The sequence below is a fragment of the Nocardia flavorosea genome, from assembly GCF_015477805.1.
Classification (GTDB): Bacteria; Actinomycetota; Actinomycetes; order Mycobacteriales; family Mycobacteriaceae; genus Nocardia; species Nocardia flavorosea_A.
The window spans coordinates 1-21,899 of record NZ_JADLQL010000004.1; the positions used below are offsets into that span (position 1 = coordinate 1).

The 21,899-nt window shown below is 67.2% G+C and carries 20 protein-coding genes; 9 read left to right on the forward strand and 11 right to left on the reverse strand.

From position 1 onward, the window contains the following. Positions 1–495: 495 nt before the first annotated feature. The 7 genes from IU448_RS18645 to IU448_RS18675 all read left to right on the forward strand — a co-directional run bounded on the left by IU448_RS18645 (position 496) and on the right by IU448_RS18675 (position 4,707). Complete coding sequence (locus IU448_RS18645) at positions 496–1,203, forward strand: hypothetical protein (RefSeq protein WP_195056956.1); 708 nt, start codon at positions 496–498, stop codon at positions 1,201–1,203. A 45-nt stretch (positions 1,204–1,248) separates the two neighbouring features. Then, positions 1,249–1,536 (forward strand): hypothetical protein, encoded by a 288-nt coding sequence (locus IU448_RS18650; RefSeq protein WP_195056957.1) that lies wholly within the window; start codon positions 1,249–1,251, stop codon positions 1,534–1,536. A 180-nt stretch (positions 1,537–1,716) separates the two neighbouring features. After that, positions 1,717–1,950 carry a hypothetical protein gene (locus tag IU448_RS18655; RefSeq protein WP_195056958.1) on the forward strand — a complete coding sequence of 78 codons (234 nt, stop codon included), beginning with the start codon at positions 1,717–1,719 and terminating at the stop codon, positions 1,948–1,950. A gap of 133 nt (positions 1,951–2,083) precedes the next feature. Continuing rightward, positions 2,084–2,335, forward strand: coding sequence for a hypothetical protein (locus IU448_RS18660; protein WP_195056959.1), 252 nt, complete (start codon positions 2,084–2,086; stop codon positions 2,333–2,335). A gap of 404 nt (positions 2,336–2,739) precedes the next feature. Further along, entirely contained in the window at positions 2,740–3,042 is a 303-nt protein-coding gene (locus IU448_RS18665) for a DUF6802 family protein (protein WP_195056960.1), read from the forward strand. A gap of 313 nt (positions 3,043–3,355) precedes the next feature. Next, positions 3,356–3,871 carry a DUF6879 family protein gene (locus IU448_RS18670; RefSeq protein WP_195056961.1) on the forward strand — a complete coding sequence of 172 codons (516 nt, stop codon included), beginning with the start codon at positions 3,356–3,358 and terminating at the stop codon, positions 3,869–3,871. Beyond that, complete coding sequence (locus tag IU448_RS18675; protein WP_195056962.1) at positions 3,868–4,707, forward strand: helix-turn-helix domain-containing protein; 840 nt, start codon at positions 3,868–3,870, stop codon at positions 4,705–4,707. Before IU448_RS18670 ends, IU448_RS18675 begins: the two co-directional genes overlap by 4 nt. A gap of 434 nt (positions 4,708–5,141) precedes the next feature. Here IU448_RS18675 and IU448_RS18680 read toward each other — a convergent pair whose 3' ends face one another. The 4 genes from IU448_RS18680 to IU448_RS18695 form a co-directional block, all read right to left on the reverse strand. Further along, positions 5,142–6,263, reverse strand: a complete 1,122-nt coding sequence (locus IU448_RS18680; RefSeq protein WP_195056963.1) for an aminoglycoside phosphotransferase family protein — start codon at positions 6,261–6,263, stop codon at positions 5,142–5,144. A gap of 318 nt (positions 6,264–6,581) precedes the next feature. Continuing rightward, entirely contained in the window at positions 6,582–7,001 is a 420-nt protein-coding gene (locus tag IU448_RS18685) for a Dabb family protein (protein ID WP_195056964.1), read from the reverse strand. Then, positions 6,998–7,870 (reverse strand): SDR family oxidoreductase, encoded by an 873-nt coding sequence (locus IU448_RS18690; RefSeq protein WP_195056965.1) that lies wholly within the window; start codon positions 7,868–7,870, stop codon positions 6,998–7,000. The genes IU448_RS18685 and IU448_RS18690 overlap by 4 nt, the downstream gene beginning before the upstream one ends. Before the next feature lie 24 nt (positions 7,871–7,894). Then, positions 7,895–9,388 (reverse strand): MFS transporter, encoded by a 1,494-nt coding sequence (locus IU448_RS18695; RefSeq protein WP_324188638.1) that lies wholly within the window; start codon positions 9,386–9,388, stop codon positions 7,895–7,897. Positions 9,389–9,488: 100 nt separating this feature from the next. Here IU448_RS18695 and IU448_RS18700 point away from each other — a divergent pair, with 100 nt between their 5' ends. Beyond that, complete coding sequence (locus IU448_RS18700) at positions 9,489–12,173, forward strand: AAA family ATPase (protein ID WP_195056966.1); 2,685 nt, start codon at positions 9,489–9,491, stop codon at positions 12,171–12,173. A gap of 14 nt (positions 12,174–12,187) precedes the next feature. Here IU448_RS18700 and IU448_RS18705 read toward each other — a convergent pair whose 3' ends face one another. From IU448_RS18705 to IU448_RS18735, 7 genes are all read right to left on the reverse strand, one after another. Then, the gene (locus IU448_RS18705; protein WP_195056967.1) at positions 12,188–13,291 is read right to left on the reverse strand and encodes a GGDEF domain-containing protein; all 1,104 of its coding nucleotides are present in this window, start codon (positions 13,289–13,291) and stop codon (positions 12,188–12,190) included. A 290-nt stretch (positions 13,292–13,581) separates the two neighbouring features. After that, on the reverse strand, positions 13,582–14,859 hold the full coding sequence (locus IU448_RS18710; protein WP_228813606.1) for an MFS transporter: 1,278 nt from the start codon (positions 14,857–14,859) through the stop codon (positions 13,582–13,584). A gap of 345 nt (positions 14,860–15,204) precedes the next feature. Beyond that, positions 15,205–15,822 carry a TetR/AcrR family transcriptional regulator gene (locus tag IU448_RS18715; RefSeq protein ID WP_195056968.1) on the reverse strand — a complete coding sequence of 206 codons (618 nt, stop codon included), beginning with the start codon at positions 15,820–15,822 and terminating at the stop codon, positions 15,205–15,207. A 230-nt stretch (positions 15,823–16,052) separates the two neighbouring features. Continuing rightward, entirely contained in the window at positions 16,053–16,586 is a 534-nt protein-coding gene (locus tag IU448_RS18720) for a DUF3145 domain-containing protein (RefSeq protein ID WP_195056969.1), read from the reverse strand. Positions 16,587–16,681: 95 nt separating this feature from the next. Next, positions 16,682–17,512: a serine hydrolase domain-containing protein gene (locus tag IU448_RS18725; protein ID WP_195056970.1), complete on the reverse strand. Its 831-nt coding sequence runs from the start codon at positions 17,510–17,512 to the stop codon at positions 16,682–16,684. Positions 17,513–17,664: 152 nt separating this feature from the next. Further along, entirely contained in the window at positions 17,665–18,795 is a 1,131-nt protein-coding gene (locus tag IU448_RS18730; protein ID WP_195056971.1) for an NDMA-dependent alcohol dehydrogenase, read from the reverse strand. A 289-nt stretch (positions 18,796–19,084) separates the two neighbouring features. Continuing rightward, positions 19,085–20,149 (reverse strand): phosphotransferase family protein, encoded by a 1,065-nt coding sequence (locus IU448_RS18735; RefSeq protein WP_195056972.1) that lies wholly within the window; start codon positions 20,147–20,149, stop codon positions 19,085–19,087. Between the two features lie 78 nt (positions 20,150–20,227). Here IU448_RS18735 and pabB point away from each other — a divergent pair, with 78 nt between their 5' ends. Continuing rightward, positions 20,228–21,844, forward strand: coding sequence for an aminodeoxychorismate synthase component I (gene pabB / locus IU448_RS18740; RefSeq protein WP_195056973.1), 1,617 nt, complete (start codon positions 20,228–20,230; stop codon positions 21,842–21,844). Positions 21,845–21,899: the final 55 nt, after the last annotated feature.

Here is a 21,899-nt window from a genome sequence, read left to right on the forward strand (position 1 = left end):
TACAACAGCCAGCGCATCCAGAAGAAGCTGGGTTGGCGATCACCGGACGAGTTCGAAGCGAGCTACCATCACCCGGTTCCGTCCGGAACCTGATTACTCCGCCCTCCAGCAATGCGGGGGAACCTCATCCGACCGACATCAGCGGTCTTGACCAGGGCGTATCACCGCAAACCGGCTGGTGCTACCAGCCGGTGCGAAAAAATTCCGGGAAAAGGGAGCCGATCACGCTGGGGTGCCGTCAAAGCCTGTAACAAAACAAGGTTCGAGCGACGCTCGACCTTCGAGCACTGGGTTCGAGACCGCCGCCGCCGGCCGCGGCTACCAGTCGGCTGGTGAACGTCTGACCGGCGGGCTGGAGGATCTGCGGCGCTCGCTGTTCTCCTGGGCGAACTGCGTGCACGATTGCGGTTCGGCCCTGTAGGTCAGCGCGGACAGCTGTACTGGTGTCGATCAGTCGACCGCGGTCAACCTTGGTGCGGTGGCGGGAGCGTTCGAATGAGATCCACCGATGCCGAGAGCGTCGATTCCTTCTTGGATGCCGGAGCTGTGGGCCTGCAGTACTTCGAGGTCTTCCTGCCGCGGTATCGCGAATGGACCGGTCACGAACCCGCAGGCGGAGACTATTTCGCGCTGGCCGCCCAATACGACCAGCAGCCCGGCATCGACCTGGAATCTCTTCGTAGTTTCTCTACCGCGCTGGGTGAAGAGCTGGAAGGCCGGCTCGGTGACCAGGCTGCCGCCCAGACCACCCGTTTCGGCGAACTCCCCAGCCATTGGAACGGCTCACCCGCTGCCGACAACGCCCGCCAGTTTCTCGCCGATGCCGGTACCAGGATCACCACAAGCCTGGACACGCTGCGGGCGGTGCACACTGTCACCACCACCGCGATCACGCAGATCGACGACGCGGTCCGCCACAAGGCCGACACCACGAAGAACGAGTTCGTCGCCGACGCCGCGGCAGGCAAGACCCCGCAGCAGATCGACTGGCTCATCGACCTCGCGCGCGGACGAGGCAACACGAGTCAATCGGTGCAGAATCGGCTGCGTACCGAACTGCCCGAGCACTACAGCGACGGTGCAGACCCTGAAACCGTGTGCCGCACCTGGCTGGATCAGGTTTTCGTCGCCGAGATCGACGCCGAGGTGGCCCGGTTCACAGGCGACCAGCCGAGCTGTGTCGCCGCGGTCGGACCTCGGTGATTCGGCCGTGGGGACAGCACGGGCACCGATCAGGGAGACGACGACATGACTCTGGAGGAGTACCTGAACTCGGAAGCCAGCAGCTCCGCAGGCTCCGAGGGCAGCGGCCAGGAGCCAGAGGACACGCAAACCGCCGCGGCGGCACCGTATACCGGCACACCGGTCTCGACGCCGACACATCCCGCGCCGGCGGGCACCTCCACCGAAACGGTCACCACATCGTTCGGAAGCCTGAACGGGATCCTCACGACCCGGGATACCCGGCCCGTGAAAGGCGACCACCACCCCCAGCAGGTTCTGAGTGCGACATCGAGCCACGGAAACCAGCCGTGAAAACCCTTTAACCGAAACACAAAACGCGCGGATCCAACGAAATTATTCGTCAACCTCGCGTCCAGAACCCCGCTGATTTTTTCGGTGATTTTCCTGGCGTGCTGCTATGTGGCGGCCAAAGGCTACCGCGGAATTGCAACGAGCAGAATCGAAGGTTACGGAGAAGACATCCCTGACCACATGCTGACCGACCCGGCTCGCCGCAAGAAGGTCAACAGGATGGTCTTCCTGTGGGCCGGCGCAGCGGCCGTCCTCTGCCTGCCCCCTATCGGCTACCTCGCCTACATCCTGGCCGACCCCGACCGGCAATTATCCACGCCGGCACTCATTTTGCTGGCGGTCTACGGCTTGGCCGTCGCAGTCATGGGCGGATACCCACTGGAGAAGATCAAAAGCTACGGTGACCCCGCCTGACCCGAGTAGGCGATTCCCGGGACGTGTAGCAGGTCGGTCTCAACACGGGCCGAGACCGTAGACAAAGGGGGATACCGACCCCTTCAGATCAGCCCACGAACAGCGTCTATTAGGCGTTTCTCTGGTATTTCGCGTGTTTGCCTCGCTGACCGAGTTCATCGTCGACGACAACCACGAAGGCCTGGGGCATGCCGATATCAAGCAGACAGCGACCCCGCCGGCTACCGGCGGGGTCGCTGTCGATAGAGCGGCCGACAAGCAGATTCGCCACAGTGTTCGCGACGATGCGGCGCTGAGGGATCATGGTCGCGCCAAGGGTGGCCACGGGCCCGGCGCGATGCCCTGGGATCTCATCGCGGATGCGAAACCATCCCGGCTCCTGTAGCCCCTCAGCGATGAATCAGGTCGTACCCCCCACCGGACTGACGACAGAACCAGGTCTTGCCCAGCTGGTCATTGCCAAATTTACCCGCGCCGTTCGCGACACAGGCTCCATGGGTGGAGTAGTGGCCACGGTGTAATCAGCCGCCGCCGTACCGGCCGCGCCGAAGGAGAAGGTAGCGATCATCACCCCAGACCGGACAAAGATTCACCCGGGAGCCAAGGCATAAGTACCGCTTGCATGGCGCCGAGTGATACCGACGGTGCGTCACCTCGGTGAAACCTCTTTGTGTCCATAGCCACTGCGCGCCCCGTTCCTACCCGGCGCCGGGGCTGCACTGTACCGCCGGGGATGGAAGGATGGACCGGATTATCCCCGCGGTCGACCAGTGGAGCTCAAGAGAATCCATGTCTGCATCAGAAGAGTTCTCCGACACGCCGAGTCTCGGAGCGACCTCGTCTATGGACGGCCTGGGTCCGGTGGAGATGGAACCGCCCACCCAGGATCTCATCGTTGATGGCGTACTCGATACCTTCGTCACCAACGGCCCCGACTCGATGAGCGTCTGGACCGATACCGACCTCGACGGCTACGCCGACCAGGTGAGCGTGGTGGAAAACGACGGCGACTACTCGGCTTGGGAATACCACCGTAATCCGGATGGGACAGGCGAGTGGCGGCAGACCGATCAAGGGACAATGGGCGAGTAATCGCGGTGCCACCGATGCCTCTGTGAGGGCTGGTCGACCTCGACCCGTACATGGATGTGTACCTATGGATCCAGCCCGACGGCCGCTTCTCCGTCGAACCCACCGCATTGTGGCCCGAACCTGGTGACCTCGCAGTAAGCCGCCAGGTCAATGACCTCCTGGTCGACAGCGGGCGCCCACGAGAGCGGCTGCGAGACGAAGAGGCCCCCTGGTAGGGGCGAACCGGTCACCGATGCCGAAGCACTGGAACAGATACGACTACCCGGCCACGAGTCGGCAATCGAGGTGCCCATCGGCACCGAACGGAGGCGGGATGCTGCACCTAGCGTTCGATGACCTGGCGCACGCCTTCCGTACCCACCACCGCGCCTTCCACCTGGAGGTTCGGGACGACTACAGCGGCGTAGCCGGGGAAGCGGACCGGGTCCAGCGGTTCCTTGACGGTGAGCCCCAGGACCCGGCCGCAAGTGCGCGATGGCACGCGCTCATGCGGGAGGTCACGGGGGCGGGCTGTGCGGTGCAGCGGGTGCGGGTGATCACCGAGCCGCACGGGGACTACGCCCGGTTCTCCGTCGGGACCACTGCCGCCAACATCGAGGTTGGCGAAGATATCCGGTGGTTGCCGCGGCAGGATGCGCCGGCCAGCCTGCCCGACGACGACTGGTGGCTGTTCGACGACGAGCTGGCCGCGTACACCGTGTTCAACCGCGACGGCACCGCCGAACCGGGCTGGGCGGCGCTCACCGATCCGGCGATCACCGCGCACTATGCACGGCTCCGCGATGAACTGTGGACAAAGGCAATTCCGCACGCCGACTACGCCAAGTGACCAACGTCGAGGAAGCGCGCCGCGACCTGGGAGCCCGATTACGTGGCCTCCGGGTGGCGGCGCGCCTGCGCGGATACGAACTGGCCGAACACGCGGGCTGGCACCCGGCCAAGGTGTCCCGCATCGAGCACGGCACGCAATCGCTGTCCGAGGACGATCTATCCGCCTGGTGCCGAATCACCGGGGCCGAGGATGAACACCCCGACCTGCTGGCGACGCTGCGCAACATCTCCGCCGCATGGATGGAATGGCGGCGCATCGTCGGCCACGGCTACGCGAACCATCAACGCCAAATCAGCGGCGTAGAGGAACGGACCGAACTCCTCCGCGGCTACGACCCCCAGGTCTTCCACGGCCTACTCCAGACCCCGGACTACGCGCGTGCGCTCATGGCGGCAGGCATGGAATTCCTGAACACCAGCCGCGACCTGGACGCCGCTGTAGACGCCCGGATGGAACGGCAACGGGTGCTCCACCACGGCCGGCACCGCTTCTACCTCCTGGTCGGTGAGCAGGCTTTACGAACCACGGTCGGCACCGATTCCGTGATGGCCGGTCAGCTCCGGCATGTGCTGTCCTTGATGGACCTGCCCCGGCTGGTCTTCGGCATCGTCCCGGCCGGAGCGGCGTTCTTCCGCCGGACTACCGACTTCGTGCTCTATGACCGGCGGAAAGTGCTGGTGGAGACCATCACCGCAGAGTCCGCCATCACGCAGCCGCGAGAGATAGCCATTTACGAGAAGGTGTTCAACCGCCTATCTGACCAGGCCGTTCACGGTGACGGCGCCCGTGAACTGATCAGGGCCGTGCTGGAAATGCGCGAGGACAGTATGTAACGACTCCCCGGCCCGCCGGACCGAATGCAGTTCCGCCGGCCAATTCGGCTACCTACTGCGCCGATGGTCCAACCACCCCGGCGCAGCGCGAGGCAGGGCGCGCACGGTTCTCCTGTGACGCCTAACGCCTGGTCAAACCAGCATTTTCGAGAACCCCCGTGGTGTCGAGAGTGTGTCAAGACGTGCAATAACTGCACGGAAACGGCAGCAGTAGGCGGACGCGAATACGGCCCTGACCTGGACTCTAAAGATTGCCGAGCACTCGATAGACAGAGGTTCGCGGTTTTACACACCAGCGGTCGGCGGTTCGAACCCGTCTGCGCCCACCACGGATAGGCCGTAGGAACACCGGACCGGTCCTCGTCGGAGGACGGTCGGCTACGGCCCACACCGGCCCATGACTCGCCCCGCGCGGCGGTGCCCGGCCGCGGCCGTCACTCCGGAAGGCTGTCCAGTGATTCCAGGTCCGCCACGGCCTGCAGGATCCGCTCGAAGTTCGCGAGACTGATATCGCGGGGCTGCATATCGGGCTGCATCCGGCCCTGCCCGAGCGTGCCGACCCAGGCGAATACACCCTGGAATGTCTGCTGCCGGTATTGCAGCCATGCCGCCTCGAAATCGGGCGCCGTACCGCCCGCGGCCTGCAGTCGATCGAGGTAGAACTCCAGTAGGTCGCGTTCCCAGGCCCGTCGCTGCTCGATCGTCAGCGCCGACATGATCGAGTAGGAGAAATCGACCGCCCAGTTACCGCGGAGCGTGCACTGCCAGTCATAGAGCCCCATGCGACCATCCCCGGTGACGTACCAGTTGCCCGCGTGGACGTCGGCGTGCAACAGGGTTTGCGGAGTCTTCGCATGTAGCGCCATGGCCCGGAAGAGGCCGGGCCACAGTTCCTCCTGTCGAGCACGCAGTTCCGGCGGGATGAGGTCGGCACCGCGTGCGAGACCGGTCCGGAACATACGCCCGGTATTGATCATGTTGTTCATCGTGGTGTGCCATCGCTCACCGGTCAGGAGCCACCCGAACTCACTGCGCAGCCGTGGGCTGTCCCAGTACGCACCGTGGACGACGGCCAACTGACCGACCATGTCTTCGGCCATCGCCTTGTCCAGCACGCGAGTGAGCGGATTGCCGAAGGTTGCTCCTTTGGTGGCCGCCACGTCTTCCAGGACGAACAGCGACCGGTACGACCGCGGATCGAAGGTCGCGTGGTATGCCCGGGGTGCTTCCATATCCAACTCCGGTCTGATGCGGCGATAGAACCCGGATTCGTTTTCCAACAGTGCGCACAGACCGCACACCACGCGCATTTTGAGGGCGCGGGTGGATTTGGTGAACAACCGGGTGGGGAGCCCAGCGGCCGCCCCGGCCTCGTTGTACCGGACGGTCAGCCCACGCCGTGAGGAGGTGCCGTCGCTGCCCTCGGTCAGCGTGAACGAATCCACCCGGGCCGCCGGATGCTCCCCGCACAGCGCCGCGGTGAGCCACTGCTCGGTGAGGAATTCCGGGGCTGCCGGTACCTCGTCGAGGCGAGTGGGAGCCTTTCTGTGTATCACCTCCCGGAGGTAATGGCCTCCGATGCGCGCGGTGAGAACCGCGGCCCTGCTTTTTTCGCCGATCGACATCCAGATCACCCTTCACGCAACGAAAATTCGCTCACCGCAGCGTAATTGAGGTCACAACAGGGCGCTCCCAGCGTTGGCAACCTGTCAGCAGGCCCCTTCCCCGACCGGCCGGCAGGGACATCAGCGCGGACTGGACGACCGACCGGCGCACCGGCAACCGCCGTCGTTACGAGGTCGGCCGAATTTCCGTACGCGTCGGACGTCGGAGAACTGGGCACATTCGCGATTCATCACCGAAGCCACACGGCGTCAACGGATTCCGTGCTTACCGGGAGCACCGCTGCCGGTGTAGTGCCGAAGGCCGGAGACCAGCTGGGCGATATCGGGCATATCGTCGAACCGGCGGCGGTGGATCTCGGCGATCTCGTCCCCGACCGCCGGGTCCGGATCGTCGGTGATATCGAACGATACGAACTTGTCGACCAGCGGTAATCCGATGCGATCCATTTCGAGGTGCGCCGGATGGTTCATGTACTCCGCGTAGTCGGCGAGGTTTTCGAGCACGGAAACGGCGCCGTAGTCGAATTCCCCGCCGAAGTCGGGGCCGACGATACGGGACTTGATGACCGGGATGGCGTTGATGTGTTCGCGCATGCGCGCGAGACCGGACGCTTTGTCCTCTTCCGAGACGCCGGGTTTCAGGGTGAAACGAATGCAGTGGTAGATCATCGGGGGTCCTTTCCGGTTCCTGCCAGGATCAACGCGGCGGCGTAGTCGCGGGCGAAGTCGGTGATATCGCGGGCGGGGTGTCCGGTGAGGTCGGCGACGGCGGTGTGTACCTCGGCGGCTTCGCCGCGGGCGTAGTGGGCGTAGTCCTCGACGAGGCCGTCGCGCTGCCACGGCGGGAAACCGGCCAGTGCGGCCGAGAATCGGTCGGCGGGCGCGTCGCGGAAGACGACGCTGCGGCCGGTGGCTGCGCTGATCGCGACGGCGATCTCGGCGTGAGTTACGGCACGGGGGCCGGTCAGCGTATAGGTGCGACCCGTATGCCCGGTGGTTGTCAGTACGGCCGCGGCACTTTCGGCGATATCCCGGATATCGATGGCGCTCACCGCGGCGTCGCCGATAGGTGCGGCGAACCAGCCCTGCGCGATGGTGGTCGCGAAAGCGAGCAAGGCTTGCAGGTAGAGGTTGGGGCGGAGCACGGTGTGGTCGAGCCCGAGCTGCTGCACATGGGCTTCGACTTCGGCGTGCCAGCGCAGGAATCGCACCGGGGAGTCGGTGCGTGCCGCGTATTGGGAGAGCAGCACGAGCCGGTTCACTCCCGCGTCGCGGGCGAGGTCGGTGAACTGGATCTGGAGTGCGGCGGCGTCGGCGGCCGAAGGGCTGTTGAGGAAAACCGCGTCTACACCTGTCAATGCCGTGGTGACCGACGCCGGGTCGCTCAGGTCGGCGACGACGGTCTCGGCGCCGGGGAATGCGATCCCCGGGTTGCGGGTCATGGCGCGAACGGTGGCGCCGCGGGCTTGCAGGGCAGGGACCAGTGCGGAGCCGATAGTTCCGGTCGCTCCGGTCACGAGGACGGTGGGGGTGTTCATCGGGATAATTCCTTTCTCGGGAAATCAGTGAGTGCCGGCGGCCGCAGGGCCGGCCTGCCGGGCCCTGGCAATGGAGATGAACGACACCGCGAGCGCGATGAGGATGAGACCGGCCTGGCCGAAGAACGCGGTCGTGAACGAGATATCTCCGGCTGTTCCGGCCACGCCGATGGCGATTCCGGCGAGCGCGGCGACTCCGACCGCGCCACCCAACTGCTGCGCGGCGTTGACGAGGCCGCTGAGCAGCCCGGTTTCGCTGTCGGCACTGTTGCGTACCGCCATCGCGACAGCGTTGACGGTGCCGAGCCCGAGACCGGTGCCGATCAGCAGGAACGCGCCCAGCAGGCCGATCGAGAAGCCGCCGGTGGTCGGCGCCGTCGCCAGCCAGAGCAAGCCGGCCAGCAGCACGACAAGGGCGACCGGCAGCGCCCGGGCCAGCCCTACGCGCTTGGCCAGCAGCGGTGCGGCCACACTGCCGGCGATGATCATGACGGCGACGGGGATCTGCGCGATCCCGGCTTCGAACGGGCTCATGCCGAGCACATCCTGCTGATACTGGGGCAGGAAGAAGAACAGGCTCGTCAGTGTGCCGCCGATCAGCAGCATCACCAAATTCGCCGTGACCACCGGCCGCCTGCGGAACACACCGAGCGGGATCAGCGGCCGGGCGGAACGCTGCTCGACGAGCACGAACACCGCCAGGCAGACGAGACCGATTGCGAGGCCGAAAACCGTGGCGGGCGCGGTCCACCCGGCGTCGGAAGCGGAGACCATACCGAGTGCGAGGCCGGAGATCCCGGCGGTGACCGTTACAGCGCCGAGCAGATCGAACTGCCCGGGGCTGCCCGGGATCCGCGGCACCGAGCGCCATACGACGATCGCCCCGATGATGCCGAAGGGAACCGGGGTCACGAACACCGCCTGCCAGCCCAGCAACTGTGTCAGCGTGCCACCGAGAAAGACACCGACGAGACTGCCGGCTCCCGCGACCGCACCCCAGATCCCCATCGCGCGGGTGCGTTCCGCCGGAGACGGGTAGAGGGCGAGCACGAGCGAAAGCGCGGCCGGCATCACGACCGCGGCCCCGATCCCCTGCCCGATCCGCCCGGCGATCAGCATCGCGCCGTTGGCGGCGAGCCCGCAGCATGCCGATGCCACGAGGTAGATGGTCATCCCGGTCGAGAACATGGCCCGGGCCCCGAGTACATCGGCCAGGCGCCCACCGAGCAGCAGCAGCCCGGCGAAGGCCACCAGATAGCTGTCCACGACGACGGTGAGTTCAGCGGCCGTGAGTTCGAGTCCCGCGCGGATCGTGGACCCGGCGAGGTTCACCATCGCGGCGTCGAGAATGACCAGGAACGCGGCAGTGGCCAGGCCGGCCATCGCCACCCCGCGCGGTAACCGTGAAAGGGGCGGTGTGGGTGGGTCGATGTTCACCGAAGGCGCCGGTAACGCGTCCGACGAGGACGGGTTCGGGTCGTGCTGGTGGGCGGAACCGTGCCGCGATCGTGTCGTCACGCCTCGATGATCGTGGCGGCGCTGCTCCGCTCGCGTCGGCAAGAAATGCCTAACTGCCCCTTCGGGCAAACGATATGCCGTAGGTGACAGCATCGGCATCATGGTTCGGAACACCGCGACACCCCGACCGCTCGTCGGCCGGGACGATCAGAGCGAAATCCTGCTTTCCCTCGTCCGCGGCGCGGAACAGGGCGAGGGCGGTGTGCTCGTCCTGCGCGGCGAGCCGGGAATCGGCAAGAGCGCGTTGCTCGACCACGTCGAACACCTGACGCCGGACCGGTTCCGGATCATTCGCGCATGCGGATCGGAGTTCGAGGACGAAATGCCCTTCGCGGCACTGCACCAGCTATGCGTTCCGGTGCTGGCGTATCTCGACACATTGTCGGCACCGTACCGGAACTCGCTGCTGGTCGCGTTCGGGCTGGCCGACGGAGCTGCGGACGCGTTCCGCGTCGGCCTTGCGACGCTCGAATTACTGGCCGCCGCCGCGGCGGAGCGTCCGATGCTGTGCGTTATCGACGACGCGCACTGGATGGACGCCGCCTCGGCGAATGCTCTCACGTTCCTGGCGCGGCGTATCGCGGCGGAGCCGATCGCGATCGTGTTCGCGGCCCGCGACGAGGAGGTCACCGGCGGATTGGCCGAGCTACCGGGGCTCACGGTCGGTGGTCTGAGCGACGCGCAGGCGCGGGAGCTACTGGACGCGGAGAAAACCGTGACGCTCGACGAACGGGTACGGCAACGCCTTCTCGCCGAGGCGCGCGGAAACCCGCTGGCCCTGATCGAGCTGCCGAAAGCAGGGGGTTTCGCGCTGCCGGCGCCGTCGCCGGTCGCGGGCCGGATCGAGCGGAGCTTCCAGGCCAGGATGGCGGAACTACCCCGGCAGGCACGGCTGCTGCTGACCCTCGCGAGTGCCGATCCCACCGGCACCCCGGCACTGCTGTGGCCGGCCGCACGGCGGTTGGACATCGATGTGGCCGCCGCGAGTGCCGCCGTCGAGGCGTCGGGGCTGATGGTGTTCGATACGCGGACACGCTTCTGCCACCCGTTGGCGCGGTCGGCCGCATACCGGGCGGCCGAGCCGGACCGGCGCCGGGCGGCGCATCGGGCGCTCGCCGAGGTCACCGATCCGGGCACCGCACCGGATCGGCGAGCCTGGCACAGTGCCCAGGCCACCACCGCGCCGGACGAGCGAATCGCGGCGGAGCTGGAGTCGTCGGCATCGCGTGCGCAGGCACGCGGCGGCGTGGCGGCTGCCGCCGCGTTCCTGGAACGGGCGGCGGCGCTGTCGCTGGATCCCGGCAAGCAGACCGAACGCACTATCGCGGCCGCGCGGGCGATGCTCGAAGCGGGCGCCGCGAACGCGGCGGCCGACCTGCTGGCCGGCGTCGATACCGAACGGCTGGACGATCCGCAGCACGCGTCCGTCGAACTGCTGCGCGGGCGGATCGCGTTCGTCCGCGGCGCGGACGGGGTCGTCGAGGGCCCGGAACTCATCCTGCGGGCCGGGCAGCGGCTCGCAGCCATCGATGCGGAACGGTCACGTGAATGTTTCGTCGCGGCGCTGGAGATGGGTCTGGTCGTGGGGCGGGCCGCGGGTGTGATGGACCGAGTACTCGACGCGGCGCGCTCGGCGCCGCCGTCCGCACGGCCGCCGGACCTCCTGGACGCGCTGGTGCTGTTGGACACCGAGGGGCACCGGGCCGGCGTGCCGGCGCTTCGACAGGTGCTCACCGGCACCGATGCCGGCTGGACTCGGGTGCCCGCGTTGGCCACGGTGCTCGCGGGCGAGCTGTGGGATCTCGAGTTGCACGCGACGGTCACCGAATGGCTGAGCCGGTCCGGGCAGGACACCGGGTCGCCGATGACGATCCGGCTCGGCCTGTCGCAAACAGCGGTGTCTGCCGTGCTCGCCGGCGACTTCGGGCAGGCGATGGCCGCGATCGCCGAGGAGGATGCGATCGCCGATGCTCTCGGCGACCTGCCGCAGCTGTACCCGAGGGTGCACCTGGCGGCGATGCGCGGCCGCCACCGCGAAGTGCACGACCTGTTCACCGAGGTGATGAGCCGTGGCACCGGCCAGCTGACCGCGAACGCCCACTTCGCCAAGGCCGTGCTGTACAACGGCTCGGCCGACTACCCGAACGCACTGGATGCGGCCACGCGTGCGGTAGCGGGTGGCGACCTGTTCCTCACCGGCATCGCGTTGCCGGAACTGGTGGAGGCCGCGGTCCGGTGTGGTGCGGATGCCGTCGCGCGGTCGGCGCTGGAATCCCTGCTCGAACGCACGCAGGCCGCGGGGACCGATTTCGCTCTCGGTGTCGCGGCAGGGGCCCGGGCACTGGTGAGCGATGCGGAGGACGATCATCTGGCGGCACTCGAGCATTTCACGGGTAGCCCACTGGTAGCGCACCTCGCGCGGGCGCGGCTGCGGTACGGGGAGTGGCTGCGCCGGGCCAACCGGCGGCGCGACGCGCGTGAACACCTGCGTATCGCGTACAAAGAGCTTTCGGAGATCGGCCTGGAAGCGTTCGCCGAGCGAGCGGCGGGCGAGCTGCGCGCGACCGGCGAGGTGGTCCGCCGCCGCTCCGAACACACCTACGACGAGCTGACCATGCAGGAGATGCATATCGCGCGCCAGGTGGCGGCAGGTGCGACGTCGAAGGAGGTGGCCACGCGCCTGTACCTCAGCAAACGTACGGTGGACGCCCACCTGCGAAGTATCTTCCGCAAACTCGGTATCACCTCGCGCAGGCAGTTACGGGACCTGCCCGACCTCGGGTGACACCGCGACCGGCGTCAGCCCGGGACCGGGTGGGTGTGATCGCGCGGCGGTGTGAGCACGTCGACCACCACCAGGTTCCCACCGGATTGTTTGGCCCGGTACATGGCGGAGTCGGCGGAGTGCAGCAACCGGTCCGGGGTCGGGCGTGGACACTGGGGACAGACCGTGGCGTCGAAGACCGCGACGCCCACGCTCGCGGTGATCTCCACCGCGGTCGCCGGTGATTCGGCGACGGCGACACGCAGGCGTTCGGCCTCGGCGCGGGCGCTCGCGGCGGGTACCGGGGTCGCGACCACGAATTCCTCCCCGCCTGTGCGAGCCACCACCGCCTGCTCCCCCGCGGCGTCGCGCAGCCGCTGGGCGGTGCGCACCAGCACGGTATCGCCGACGCGGTGACCCCACGTGTCGTTGACGGTCTTGAATCGGTCGAGGTCGAAGGTCATGAGACAGATCGCGGGATCGCGGTCCACCAGCCGAGGTAGCCGGATCTCCAGACCCCGCCGGTTCAGCAGTCCGGTGAGCGGATCCGACAGTGATTCGTTGCGCAGCAGCCAGTACAGGATCTGTAACGCGGGCACCGAGCTGACCACCGATACGAACAGCAGCAGCGCGATCGCGACGGCCAACCGGATATCGCCACCGCCGGTGACGATCCGCACCGAGAACACCGTCACCGCGAACAACGACCACACCGAGTGGGCCGCCAGGATGCGCGCGCTGTGGAAGCAGCCCAGGTAGCTGCCGGTGACCACGAGCATCACCGTGCCCATCGCCCCGAACAGCCGATCCGGAACCTGGAGAAACTCAAGCGTGAACAACACGTCCGCACCGGCCATCAGCAGCACGGATTCGTTCTTGCCCGGCCAGGGCAGCAGCCACCAGCGCAGCGCCCACAGGGTCCCGGACAGCACCCCGACCGTGGAATAGATACCGGGGCTGCCGGGCGGACCCACCGGCGTGCCGGTGATCACCGCACCCATGACGGCGATCATCGCGCCCGCGACACCGATCAAGATCTTCAGCGGCCGCAGCGCCGAGCGGGCCTCCAGGGTGCGCACCAGCCAGCGGTAGTCGACCGGGTCGTTCCACCAGGCCCGCAACGTCTTGACGTTGTTCATCGGCTCACCTTTGGTCTCGGCCGCGTCGCCCACCACCGCTCGTACCGAATGTGAGAGTTCCGGGAAATCTCACCGGCTCATGCGGAGCAGTCTAGACCGAACGCATACATACTCCACGGGCGAGTATGTGTCGCACCCCACGGCCAGGCGCCACCGAGTCGGCATACCGCCACCGTGACAACAGGCCGAAGCCGCCGGCCGCCCGGCCCGCGACCGCCGGTCTCGACCGGCCGTACGGTCCCGGTCGTATCCACCGGGGCTCCGGCGGATACGACCGGGAGACGGGTTGCTCAGGCACCGACGGTCTGCTTTTCGGCAGGGACGACCGTCGTGAGTACAGGTGGCCGTAGCCGCGGGTCTCGTGCGGCCGGGAGGACGGCGGCGACCGCCAGGACCGCCAGGACGGCGCCGAGGATGATCGGGGCGCGCAAGCCGTATTCCGCGAGGAGGCGGGACCCGAATGCGGAACCGAGGACGACGCCGAAGGTGATGAACGAGGTGTGCACGGTGTTCACCAGGACCCCGGTGCCGCCGGCGCGTTGGACACGGACGGCCATGGCCGGGTTCATGGTCACACCGACGAGTCCGATTCCGAGCATGAACAGGATCGCGAGGGGCTGCGAGCCGGTGCCGAGCGCGAAACCGAGCAGGAAGACGGTGTTGAGCACCGTACCCGCCAGGAGCGTGGGCACGGTGTGCCGGTCGGCGAGGCGGCCTACGACGAAATTGCCCACGAGAGTTGCGGCACCGTAGGCGAGCAGGAGCAGCGGAACCGAGCCTTCGGGGAAACCGCTGACCCGGGTGAGGATGGGGGCGAGGAAACTGAAAACGGAGAAGGTCGCGCCGATTATCAGGGTGCTGGAGACCAGTGCCAGCAGTAGCCGGGGGCGGCGAAATGCCCGTAGTTGCTCCGTGAACGTTTCGGTGGCGGGATCGGACGCTGCGGGTACTGCCCGAGCGGCGGCCGGTTCGGACTCGTCCGGATGGCGCGGGTTGCGGACAAGACCCAGGGTGAGCGCGGCCGCCACCGCCGTGAGGACGGCGACCGACCAGAAGGCAGCCTGCCAGCCGAGCCGGCCGCCGATGAAGGTGGCCAGCGGTAGTCCCAGTAGCGTGCCCAGCATCAGGCCGCTCATCGCGACACTCACCGCGCGGCCGCGGACGCTCGGGTCGACGAGTTGCATACACAACGAGACGGCCAGGCCGAAGAACGCTTGCGCGGCAATACCGGTCACGATCCGGGCCACCACCATCACGGCGTAGGAGGATGCCAGCGCGGCGAGCAGATTGCCGGCGAAGAAGATCGCGAAGACCACCATGATCGCGGCCTTCGGCGGTACGCGCAGAAGGGCCAGGATGAGCAACGGTCCGCCGAAGGCCATGGCGACGGCGAAAATCGTCACCAGATAGCCGATCTGCGCGATATCGGTGTCCAGGCTGTCGGCCAGCTGCGGCATGAGGCCGGCGACGGCGAATTCGCTGGTGACCATGGCGAATACGCCTGCGGCGAGCACATATACCGCGGTGGGGACCGCGGGTGCGCGGCCGCTGAACTCAGACGATGACAATGGAACTCTCCTGACCCGTTTTGAAATGAACGTTCTAAAATGACAGCGGTCTACGGCGGGCGAACTGGTCACCCAGACCACGATTCGCCCGGTAACGCCGCCGATCACCGAGCGCGCGTGAACCGGTAGCCGCGGATCGCAGCGTCAGCCGGAACAGTCACGAGACTCGACCGCAGGGAATCCTTCCGATACACAACGACACTCGGGCAATGCCGGCGGGGCGCGCGGCGTAATCGCCGCCTCCCCCGCGGGAGCACCACCGGGATGACGCCGGCACGAGCACCCATTCCGTAACGAACTGTCCAAAATGGACATACGTCGCCGGACCCGTTCACCCATATCGACTCAGTCGTCCAGTCGCGACGGCCGCAGCGCCCGTAGTGTCGCCGCGATCATCTCTTCGGACCACGCAGCCGCAACCCCGCCTTGCGAGGACACCCGCAACCCGGCGACCGCCGAGTTCACGAAGGCAGCCAGGCCCTCGGCGGAAATAACGGTCGTCACCTCCCCCGCCGCCTGACCCGCCCGTAGCACGGCCGTCAGAAGTTCCAGCCGGGCCACGGTATCGCGGCCGATACGGTCCACACATGCCTCGTACGCGGGATCGTCGGCGAGCTCGGTCACCGTGTTCACCGCCAGGCAACCCCGCGGCGCACCCGAACCGGCACGTTCGGATTCCTCGGCCGCAACTCCCCGCAGGAGGGTCTCGATCCGGTCGACCGTTGCCTGCGCGGTGTCGCCGATGATCTCTTCGGCCCGCGCCAGCGTCCGGTCCAGATAGGCGTCGAGACACTGCGCGAAGAGTTCATCTTTGCTGCCGAAGGCATTATAGAGACTACTGCGCCCCAGACCCGTTGCGCGACAAAGGTCTTCCGCACTGGTGGCATGCAGCCCGGATTGCCGGAACTGACGCGTGGCAGCCTCGATCACCTGCTCGCGGTCGAAGCTGCGCGGTCTGGCCATGCCGCACTATAACTGGTTTTGTAACGCCCTGTCCATAACTGGCCGGCGGCGACCGGGAATCCGTCCGTTGCCCAGACCGCCGGCCTTCGCGATGATGAGCAGATGAGCATGGTCCGGCTTTCGACCGAACTGCCCATCCCCGCGCGGGACGCCTGTCGATGTTCCGCCACGGACAGCGCCGTTGGCGCGAACTGACGCGCGTACTCGCAGCCGCCGGCCGGGCGCGGTGATCAGCCCACGTCGCGGCGCAACCAGGTGATTTCGGCGCCCTCACTGCCGGTGCGATAGACCTCGAGATCCTCGTCCCAGGCGGTGCCGAGTGCGCGGTCTATTTCGGCGGAGAGATCGTAGGCCGCGTGCCGGCCGAGTTCGCGAGCGGCCTGCAGCATGACCCGCAACCGCATCTCGCTCACCATCACGTCCCCGTTGGCGCTGGTGGCACCGTGCCACAGGCCGAGATTCGGGACGAAACTGTAGCGTTCGCCGTCGACCCCTTCGCTGGGATCCTCGGTGACCTCGAAACGCAGCACCGGCCACGAACGCAGGGATTGCGCGATCCGGGAAGCAGTCCCGGCCGGCCCCACCCACTCGGTGGTGGCGCGGAGGCGGCCCGGCGCCGCGGGTTGCGCGGTCCAGCGCAGCCCCGCGGGACTACCGAGCGCGGCCGCGAGCGCCCATTCGATATGCGGGCACAGCGCGGTGGGCGACGAGTGGATGTAGACCACACCCGCCGTCGTCTCCGCGTATCGAGCCGATCCGCGCACCACGTACACCTCCGGTTTCGACGATGCTCGTCTTCCCCAACGGTCCGTCGAAAAGGCGTTGCCCGAGTGTACTCGAGTGCCCGGTGTTACACCTGTTACTGCGCAGCTGTGTTGCCGGCGAGTGTGGCTTCCGCGATCACCGAATCGCTGAACGGGGGCCATACTTCACGCGACCAATCCCCGAAATTCTCGTCGCTCAACGCCACACAGGCCAGGTCGAGTTGCGGATCGACCCAGATGAACGTGCCCGACTGCCCGAAATGACCGTATGTCCGGGGCGAGTTCGCGCTCCCGGTCCAATGCGGCGATTTACCGTCGCGGATTTCGAAACCCAGCCCCCAGTCGTTGGGTCGCTGCGAACCGAACCCGGGCAGCACGCCGTTGCTGCCGGGAAACTGGACGGTGATCGCGTCGGCGTGGGTCTGGGGCGAAATCAGCCGCGGCTCGATGAGTTCGGCCGCGAACCGTAGCAGATCGGCGAGTGTGGAATGCGCGCCGTGCCCGGCCGAACCCGTCAGCTCGGAAGCCCCCATCCCCAATGGTTCGAAAACGGCCTCGCTCAGATACTGCGGGAACGGGATACCGGTGTGCTCGCCGACGAAATCGGCCAGCAGTTCGAATCCGGCGCTCGAGTAGATCCGCTTGGCGCCGGGCCGGGCCAGGATATCGGTGGTGTCGAACGCGACCCCGGAGGTGTGCGCCAGCAGGTGGCGAACGGTCGAACCGGGCGGGCCCGCGGGCTGGTCGAGCTCGATCGCGCCCTCTTCCAGGGCTATCAGCGCCGCATATGCCACCAGCGGTTTGGTCACCGAGGCGAGGCGGAAGCCCCGGTCGGCGTCACCTGCCGACCACTGTCCGTCCCGGGTGACCACGCCCGCCGCCGCATGCCGGACCGGCCATTGCTTGATCTGCTCGAGTGCGCGCACACCATCGAGGTTACGAGACCGTGCCGTTCGCGCGGAATTCGCCCGAGCCGCCGACCGGAACCGGGGCTGCCGGGCCGGTGTTCGACCGGTCCGGCAGCCCCGGAAACGCGATATCCGCGAAGGATCCTGCCGGTTACTCCGGCACCGCGGGATCAGCGATCGGCGTCGGTGTACTTGATGATGCCGCGAATGTTCTTGCCGTCCAGCATGTCCTTGTAGCCCTGGTTGATGTCTTCCAGCGCGTAACTGCGGGTGACCATATCGTCCAGGTTCAGCTGGCCCGACTTGTACAGCGAGAGCAGCTTCGGAACATCCTGGCGGGCGTTGCCGCCGCCGAAGATGCAGCCCTTGACCGTCTTCTGCAGCATGCAGAGCAGGAAGTTGTTCATCTTCACATCGAAGGCGTCCATCCGGCCCATCGAGGTGACCACCAGGGTGCCGGCCTTCGCGGTGAGGATCAGGCCCTCTTCGATGTAGGAGCCCTCCATCTCGCCCATGGTGAGAATGACCTTATCGGCCATCCGGCCCTCGGTGACCTCCATCAGCGGGGCGATGGCCTCGGCCATGCTGGGGTAGGCGTGGGTGGCGCCGAATTTCATCGCCTGCTCCCGTTTCCACGGGTTCGGGTCGATGGCTACGACCTGCCGCGCCCCGGAGAGCACCGCGCCTTGCAGCGCGCTCATCCCGACACCGCCGACACCGACGATGGCCGCGGTATCCCCCGGCATGACATTGGCGACGTGGGTGGAGGACCCGAAACCGGTGGGCACACCGCAGCCGACGAGGCAGGCCACCTCGAACGGGATCTCGGGGTCGATCTTGACCACCGAGGTGTGATGCACCGTCATGTACGGGGAGAACGTTCCGAGCAGGCACATCGGGATGACGTCCTTGCCGCGGGCCTGGATGCGGTAGCTACCGTCGCTGACCGACTGGCCGGAGAGCAGTCCCATACCCAGGTCGCACAGGGCCATGTTCCCGGAGACGCAGGCCGGACAGCGGCCACAGGCCGGGATGAACGACAGCACCACGTGATCACCGACGGCGAGGTCGGGTGGCGTGTTGGGCCCCAGCTTGGTGATGACGCCCGCGCCCTCGTGGCCGCCCATCGCCGGGAAGGACGGCATCGGGGTGGCGCCGGTGACCATATGGTGGTCCGAATGGCACATACCGGCGGTTTCCATCCGGATCTGCACCTCACCGCCGCGGGGGTCGCCGAGTTCGATTTCCTCGACGGACCACGGCTCGTCGATCCCCCACAGGATCGCGCCCTTCGTCTTCATTCGTGTCCGACCTCTCGCATGCGCGGGCTTTCATGTGACAGCCTCCACACTACGATACGAACTGGAACACGTTCTAGTGGGTTGGCAAAGATTTTCCGGGGACAACTGGTCGGCCGACCATATCCGGCGGGCCCACACCCCCGGACCCGGGCGAAAACAGCCGAATCGTCCGCTTCCACTGTCGATACCGCAACAGCCGACGCCCGCACGCCATCGCGAACAGAAACACGATGGCACCCCCGGGCACAACCGAGGGCCGCCATCGCATTCCGAAGAGTGAAACTTGTTCCTACTCCATGAGGCTGCGCGCCTGCGCGAACAGCTCCAAGGTGTTCGCGTGCAGGAAATCGCCGACCTTCTTCGGCGCCTTGCCGGCGAAGGCACGCGCGTAGGTCCCTTCCAGCACGATACCGAGCTTGAAACAGGCCAGCACGGTGTACCAGGAGACAGCGCTCAGATCGCGATCGGAGAATTTCGCGTAGTGCGCGATCATCTCCGCACTCGACGGCAGCCCACCGGCCTGGCCCAGTTTGCCGATGAGCGCGGCGCCGGAGGTGCCCGGTTCCGGCCTGGTGGCGATCTGCCAGCCGAGATCCAGCAGCGGATCGCCGATGGTCGACATCTCCCAGTCCACCAGCGCCGCCACCTCGGGACGGTCGTAGGAGAACATGATGTTGGCCAGATGGCAGTCGCCGTGCAGGATGCCGGGGGTCCAGGTGGCGGGACGGTTGCGCTCCAGCCAATCGGCCACCTCGTTCAGGCCCGGAATCTCCGGGCCCGGGTAGCCCTCGTTGGCCGAATACGAATCGAGCTCGTGCATCCACCGGCCGACCTGCCGTTCCAGGAAACCCTCCGGTTTGCCGTAGTCGGCCAACCCGAGGGCCCGGTAGTCCAGCGCGCCCAGGCGGGCGATCGCCTCCACCGCGGACAATCCCATGGCGTGCCGGGCGGCGGGGTCGCCGGCGAATTCCGCCGGAAGTTCGGTCTGCGGGTTGTATCCCTCGATCGGTTCCATCAGGTAGAACACCGCCCCCAGAACCGTTTCGTCCAGCTCGGCCGCGATCACCCGGGGCGCCCGCACATCGGTTCCGGCCAGCGCACCCAGCAGCCGCGCTTCCCGCCGGATGACCTCGTTGCTCTTGGGGCGCAGATGGGCCGGCCCGCGCCGCAGCACGTAGTCGCGACCACCACGGGTGAACCGCAGCATGATGTTCTGGGTGCCGCCGCCCAGGGCCTGCACTTCCCGGAACTCTCCACCGGTGAGCCCGCGCTCATCCATCCAGTTCCCGACCACGGTGAAGTCGACGTGCTCACGATCCACGCCTACCGGCTGCGCAACAGACATGCCTGACATTGTGCCCCACTTCGCGCGCACAACTGCAGGCAACCGACAACAGTTCCAGACACCGGCCCGGCGTAGATTCGGACCACCATGTCCGATTCCGTCACCGTCCAGCACCGGGTGCTCGAACACGCCGTCGACACCGAGGCGGCGTTCCTCCGGCTCTACCGCACTTCCGCCACCGCGTTCTGGCTGGACAGCGAATATGTGGAACCGGGCCTGGACCGGTTCTCGTTCCTCGGCGACGCCACCGGACCGCTGGCCGAGGTGGTGCGGTACCGGGTCGGCAGCGGATTCGTCACGGTCACCGGACCGGACGGCCGGGCCCGGCGCGAACCGGGCACCGTTCTCGACTACCTGGCCGCCGCCCTGCGCACCCGGTCTCTGCCGCTACCCGCGCAGCTGCCGTTCGATTTCGCCGGTGGCTACGTCGGCTACCTGGGCTACGAGGTCAAGGCCGATTGCGGTGGCACGGCCGCACACCGCGCGACCACCCCCGATGCCCAGTGGATATTCGCCGATCGGCTGGTGGTCGTCGACCATCTCGCCGGCCGGACCCATCTGGTGGCACTCACCGGCCCGGGAACGGCGGCGCGGCGGGCCGGCGCCCACTGGCTGGCAGAAACGGCCGCGACGCTGGAACAGCTGCCGACCTGGACGAATCCGGAGCCGAACGGCTCCGGCCACGACCCCGCCGCGCCGAGAACTCACTGTGAGCGCACCGGACCCGGTGCGCATCGTGACGGCTACGCAGCCGACGCTCATCGTGACCACAGCGCAGCCGGCGCCGGCCCCGCCCACTCCACGGACTTCGACGATCCCGTCCGGTTCACGGTCGAGGACCATCTCGTTCGGGGCCGCGGGCAGTATCTGCGCGATATCGCGGCGTGCCAGGCTGCGCTGCGAGCGGGGGAATCGTACGAGATCACCCTGACCGACCAGCTGACCCTGCCGGCCACGGCCGACGGACTCGGCGCCTACCGCGTACTGCGCCGCGCCAACCCGGCCCCGTATTCCGCCTACCTGCGCTTCGACGACCTCGAAATCGCCTGCTCCTCCCCCGAACGTTTCCTGAAGATCGACCGCACTCGCACGGTGGAGACGAAACCGATCAAAGGCACCGCCCGCCGCGACCCCGACCCGGCCGTGGACGAGCGGCTGCGCCGCGCCCTGACCGAGGACCCGAAAACCCGCGCGGAGAATGTGATGATCGTCGACCTGCTGCGCAACGATCTGGGCCGGGTCTGTGAAATCGGCAGTGTCCGGGTGCACGATCTGCTCGCCACCGAAACCTATTCGACCCTGCACCAGCTCGTTTCGACCGTACGCGGCACGCTGCGCGCGGATACCGACGTCATCGCCTGTTTGCGCGCGTGTTTCCCGGGGGGTTCGATGACCGGCGCCCCGAAGATCCGCACCATGGAGATCATCGACGATCTGGAAACCCGCGCGCGCGGGGTCTATTCGGGCACCATCGGGTTTCTGGGCCTCAGTGGTACCGCCGACCTGAATATTGTGATCCGGACCGCGGTGCGGCACGGCGGCCGCTGGCAGATCGGTGCCGGCGGGGCGATCGTGCTGGATTCGGTGGCCGCCGACGAATACGACGAAATGCTGCTCAAGGGCCACGCGGTGTACCGGGCCGTAGCCGCGGTCGAGGCCGGGCGGTCCCGGCCGGCCGGTGATATCCCGGCGGGCATCCGATAAGTCCCGTACGTCCCGGACCGGGCGAACACCCGGCTCGATCACCCGAACGGCGCAA

Coding starts and splice junctions, on each gene's coding strand:
- IU448_RS18650 (WP_195056957.1), top strand. CDS start 1,249: ATGACTCTGGAGGAGTACCTGAACTCGGAAGCCAGCAGCTCCGCAGGC.
- IU448_RS18700 (WP_195056966.1), top strand. CDS start 9,489: ATGGTTCGGAACACCGCGACACCCCGACCGCTCGTCGGCCGGGACGAT.
- IU448_RS18735 (WP_195056972.1), bottom strand. CDS start 20,149: ATGTCAGGCATGTCTGTTGCGCAGCCGGTAGGCGTGGATCGTGAGCAC.
- IU448_RS18655 (WP_195056958.1), top strand. CDS start 1,717: ATGCTGACCGACCCGGCTCGCCGCAAGAAGGTCAACAGGATGGTCTTC.
- IU448_RS18705 (WP_195056967.1), bottom strand. CDS start 13,291: ATGAACAACGTCAAGACGTTGCGGGCCTGGTGGAACGACCCGGTCGAC.
- IU448_RS18690 (WP_195056965.1), bottom strand. CDS start 7,870: ATGAACACCCCCACCGTCCTCGTGACCGGAGCGACCGGAACTATCGGC.
- IU448_RS18645 (WP_195056956.1), top strand. CDS start 496: ATGAGATCCACCGATGCCGAGAGCGTCGATTCCTTCTTGGATGCCGGA.
- IU448_RS18685 (WP_195056964.1), bottom strand. CDS start 7,001: ATGATCTACCACTGCATTCGTTTCACCCTGAAACCCGGCGTCTCGGAA.
- IU448_RS18670 (WP_195056961.1), top strand. CDS start 3,356: ATGCTGCACCTAGCGTTCGATGACCTGGCGCACGCCTTCCGTACCCAC.
- IU448_RS18715 (WP_195056968.1), bottom strand. CDS start 15,822: ATGGCCAGACCGCGCAGCTTCGACCGCGAGCAGGTGATCGAGGCTGCC.
- IU448_RS18665 (WP_195056960.1), top strand. CDS start 2,740: ATGTCTGCATCAGAAGAGTTCTCCGACACGCCGAGTCTCGGAGCGACC.
- pabB (WP_195056973.1), top strand. CDS start 20,228: ATGTCCGATTCCGTCACCGTCCAGCACCGGGTGCTCGAACACGCCGTC.
- IU448_RS18730 (WP_195056971.1), bottom strand. CDS start 18,795: ATGAAGACGAAGGGCGCGATCCTGTGGGGGATCGACGAGCCGTGGTCC.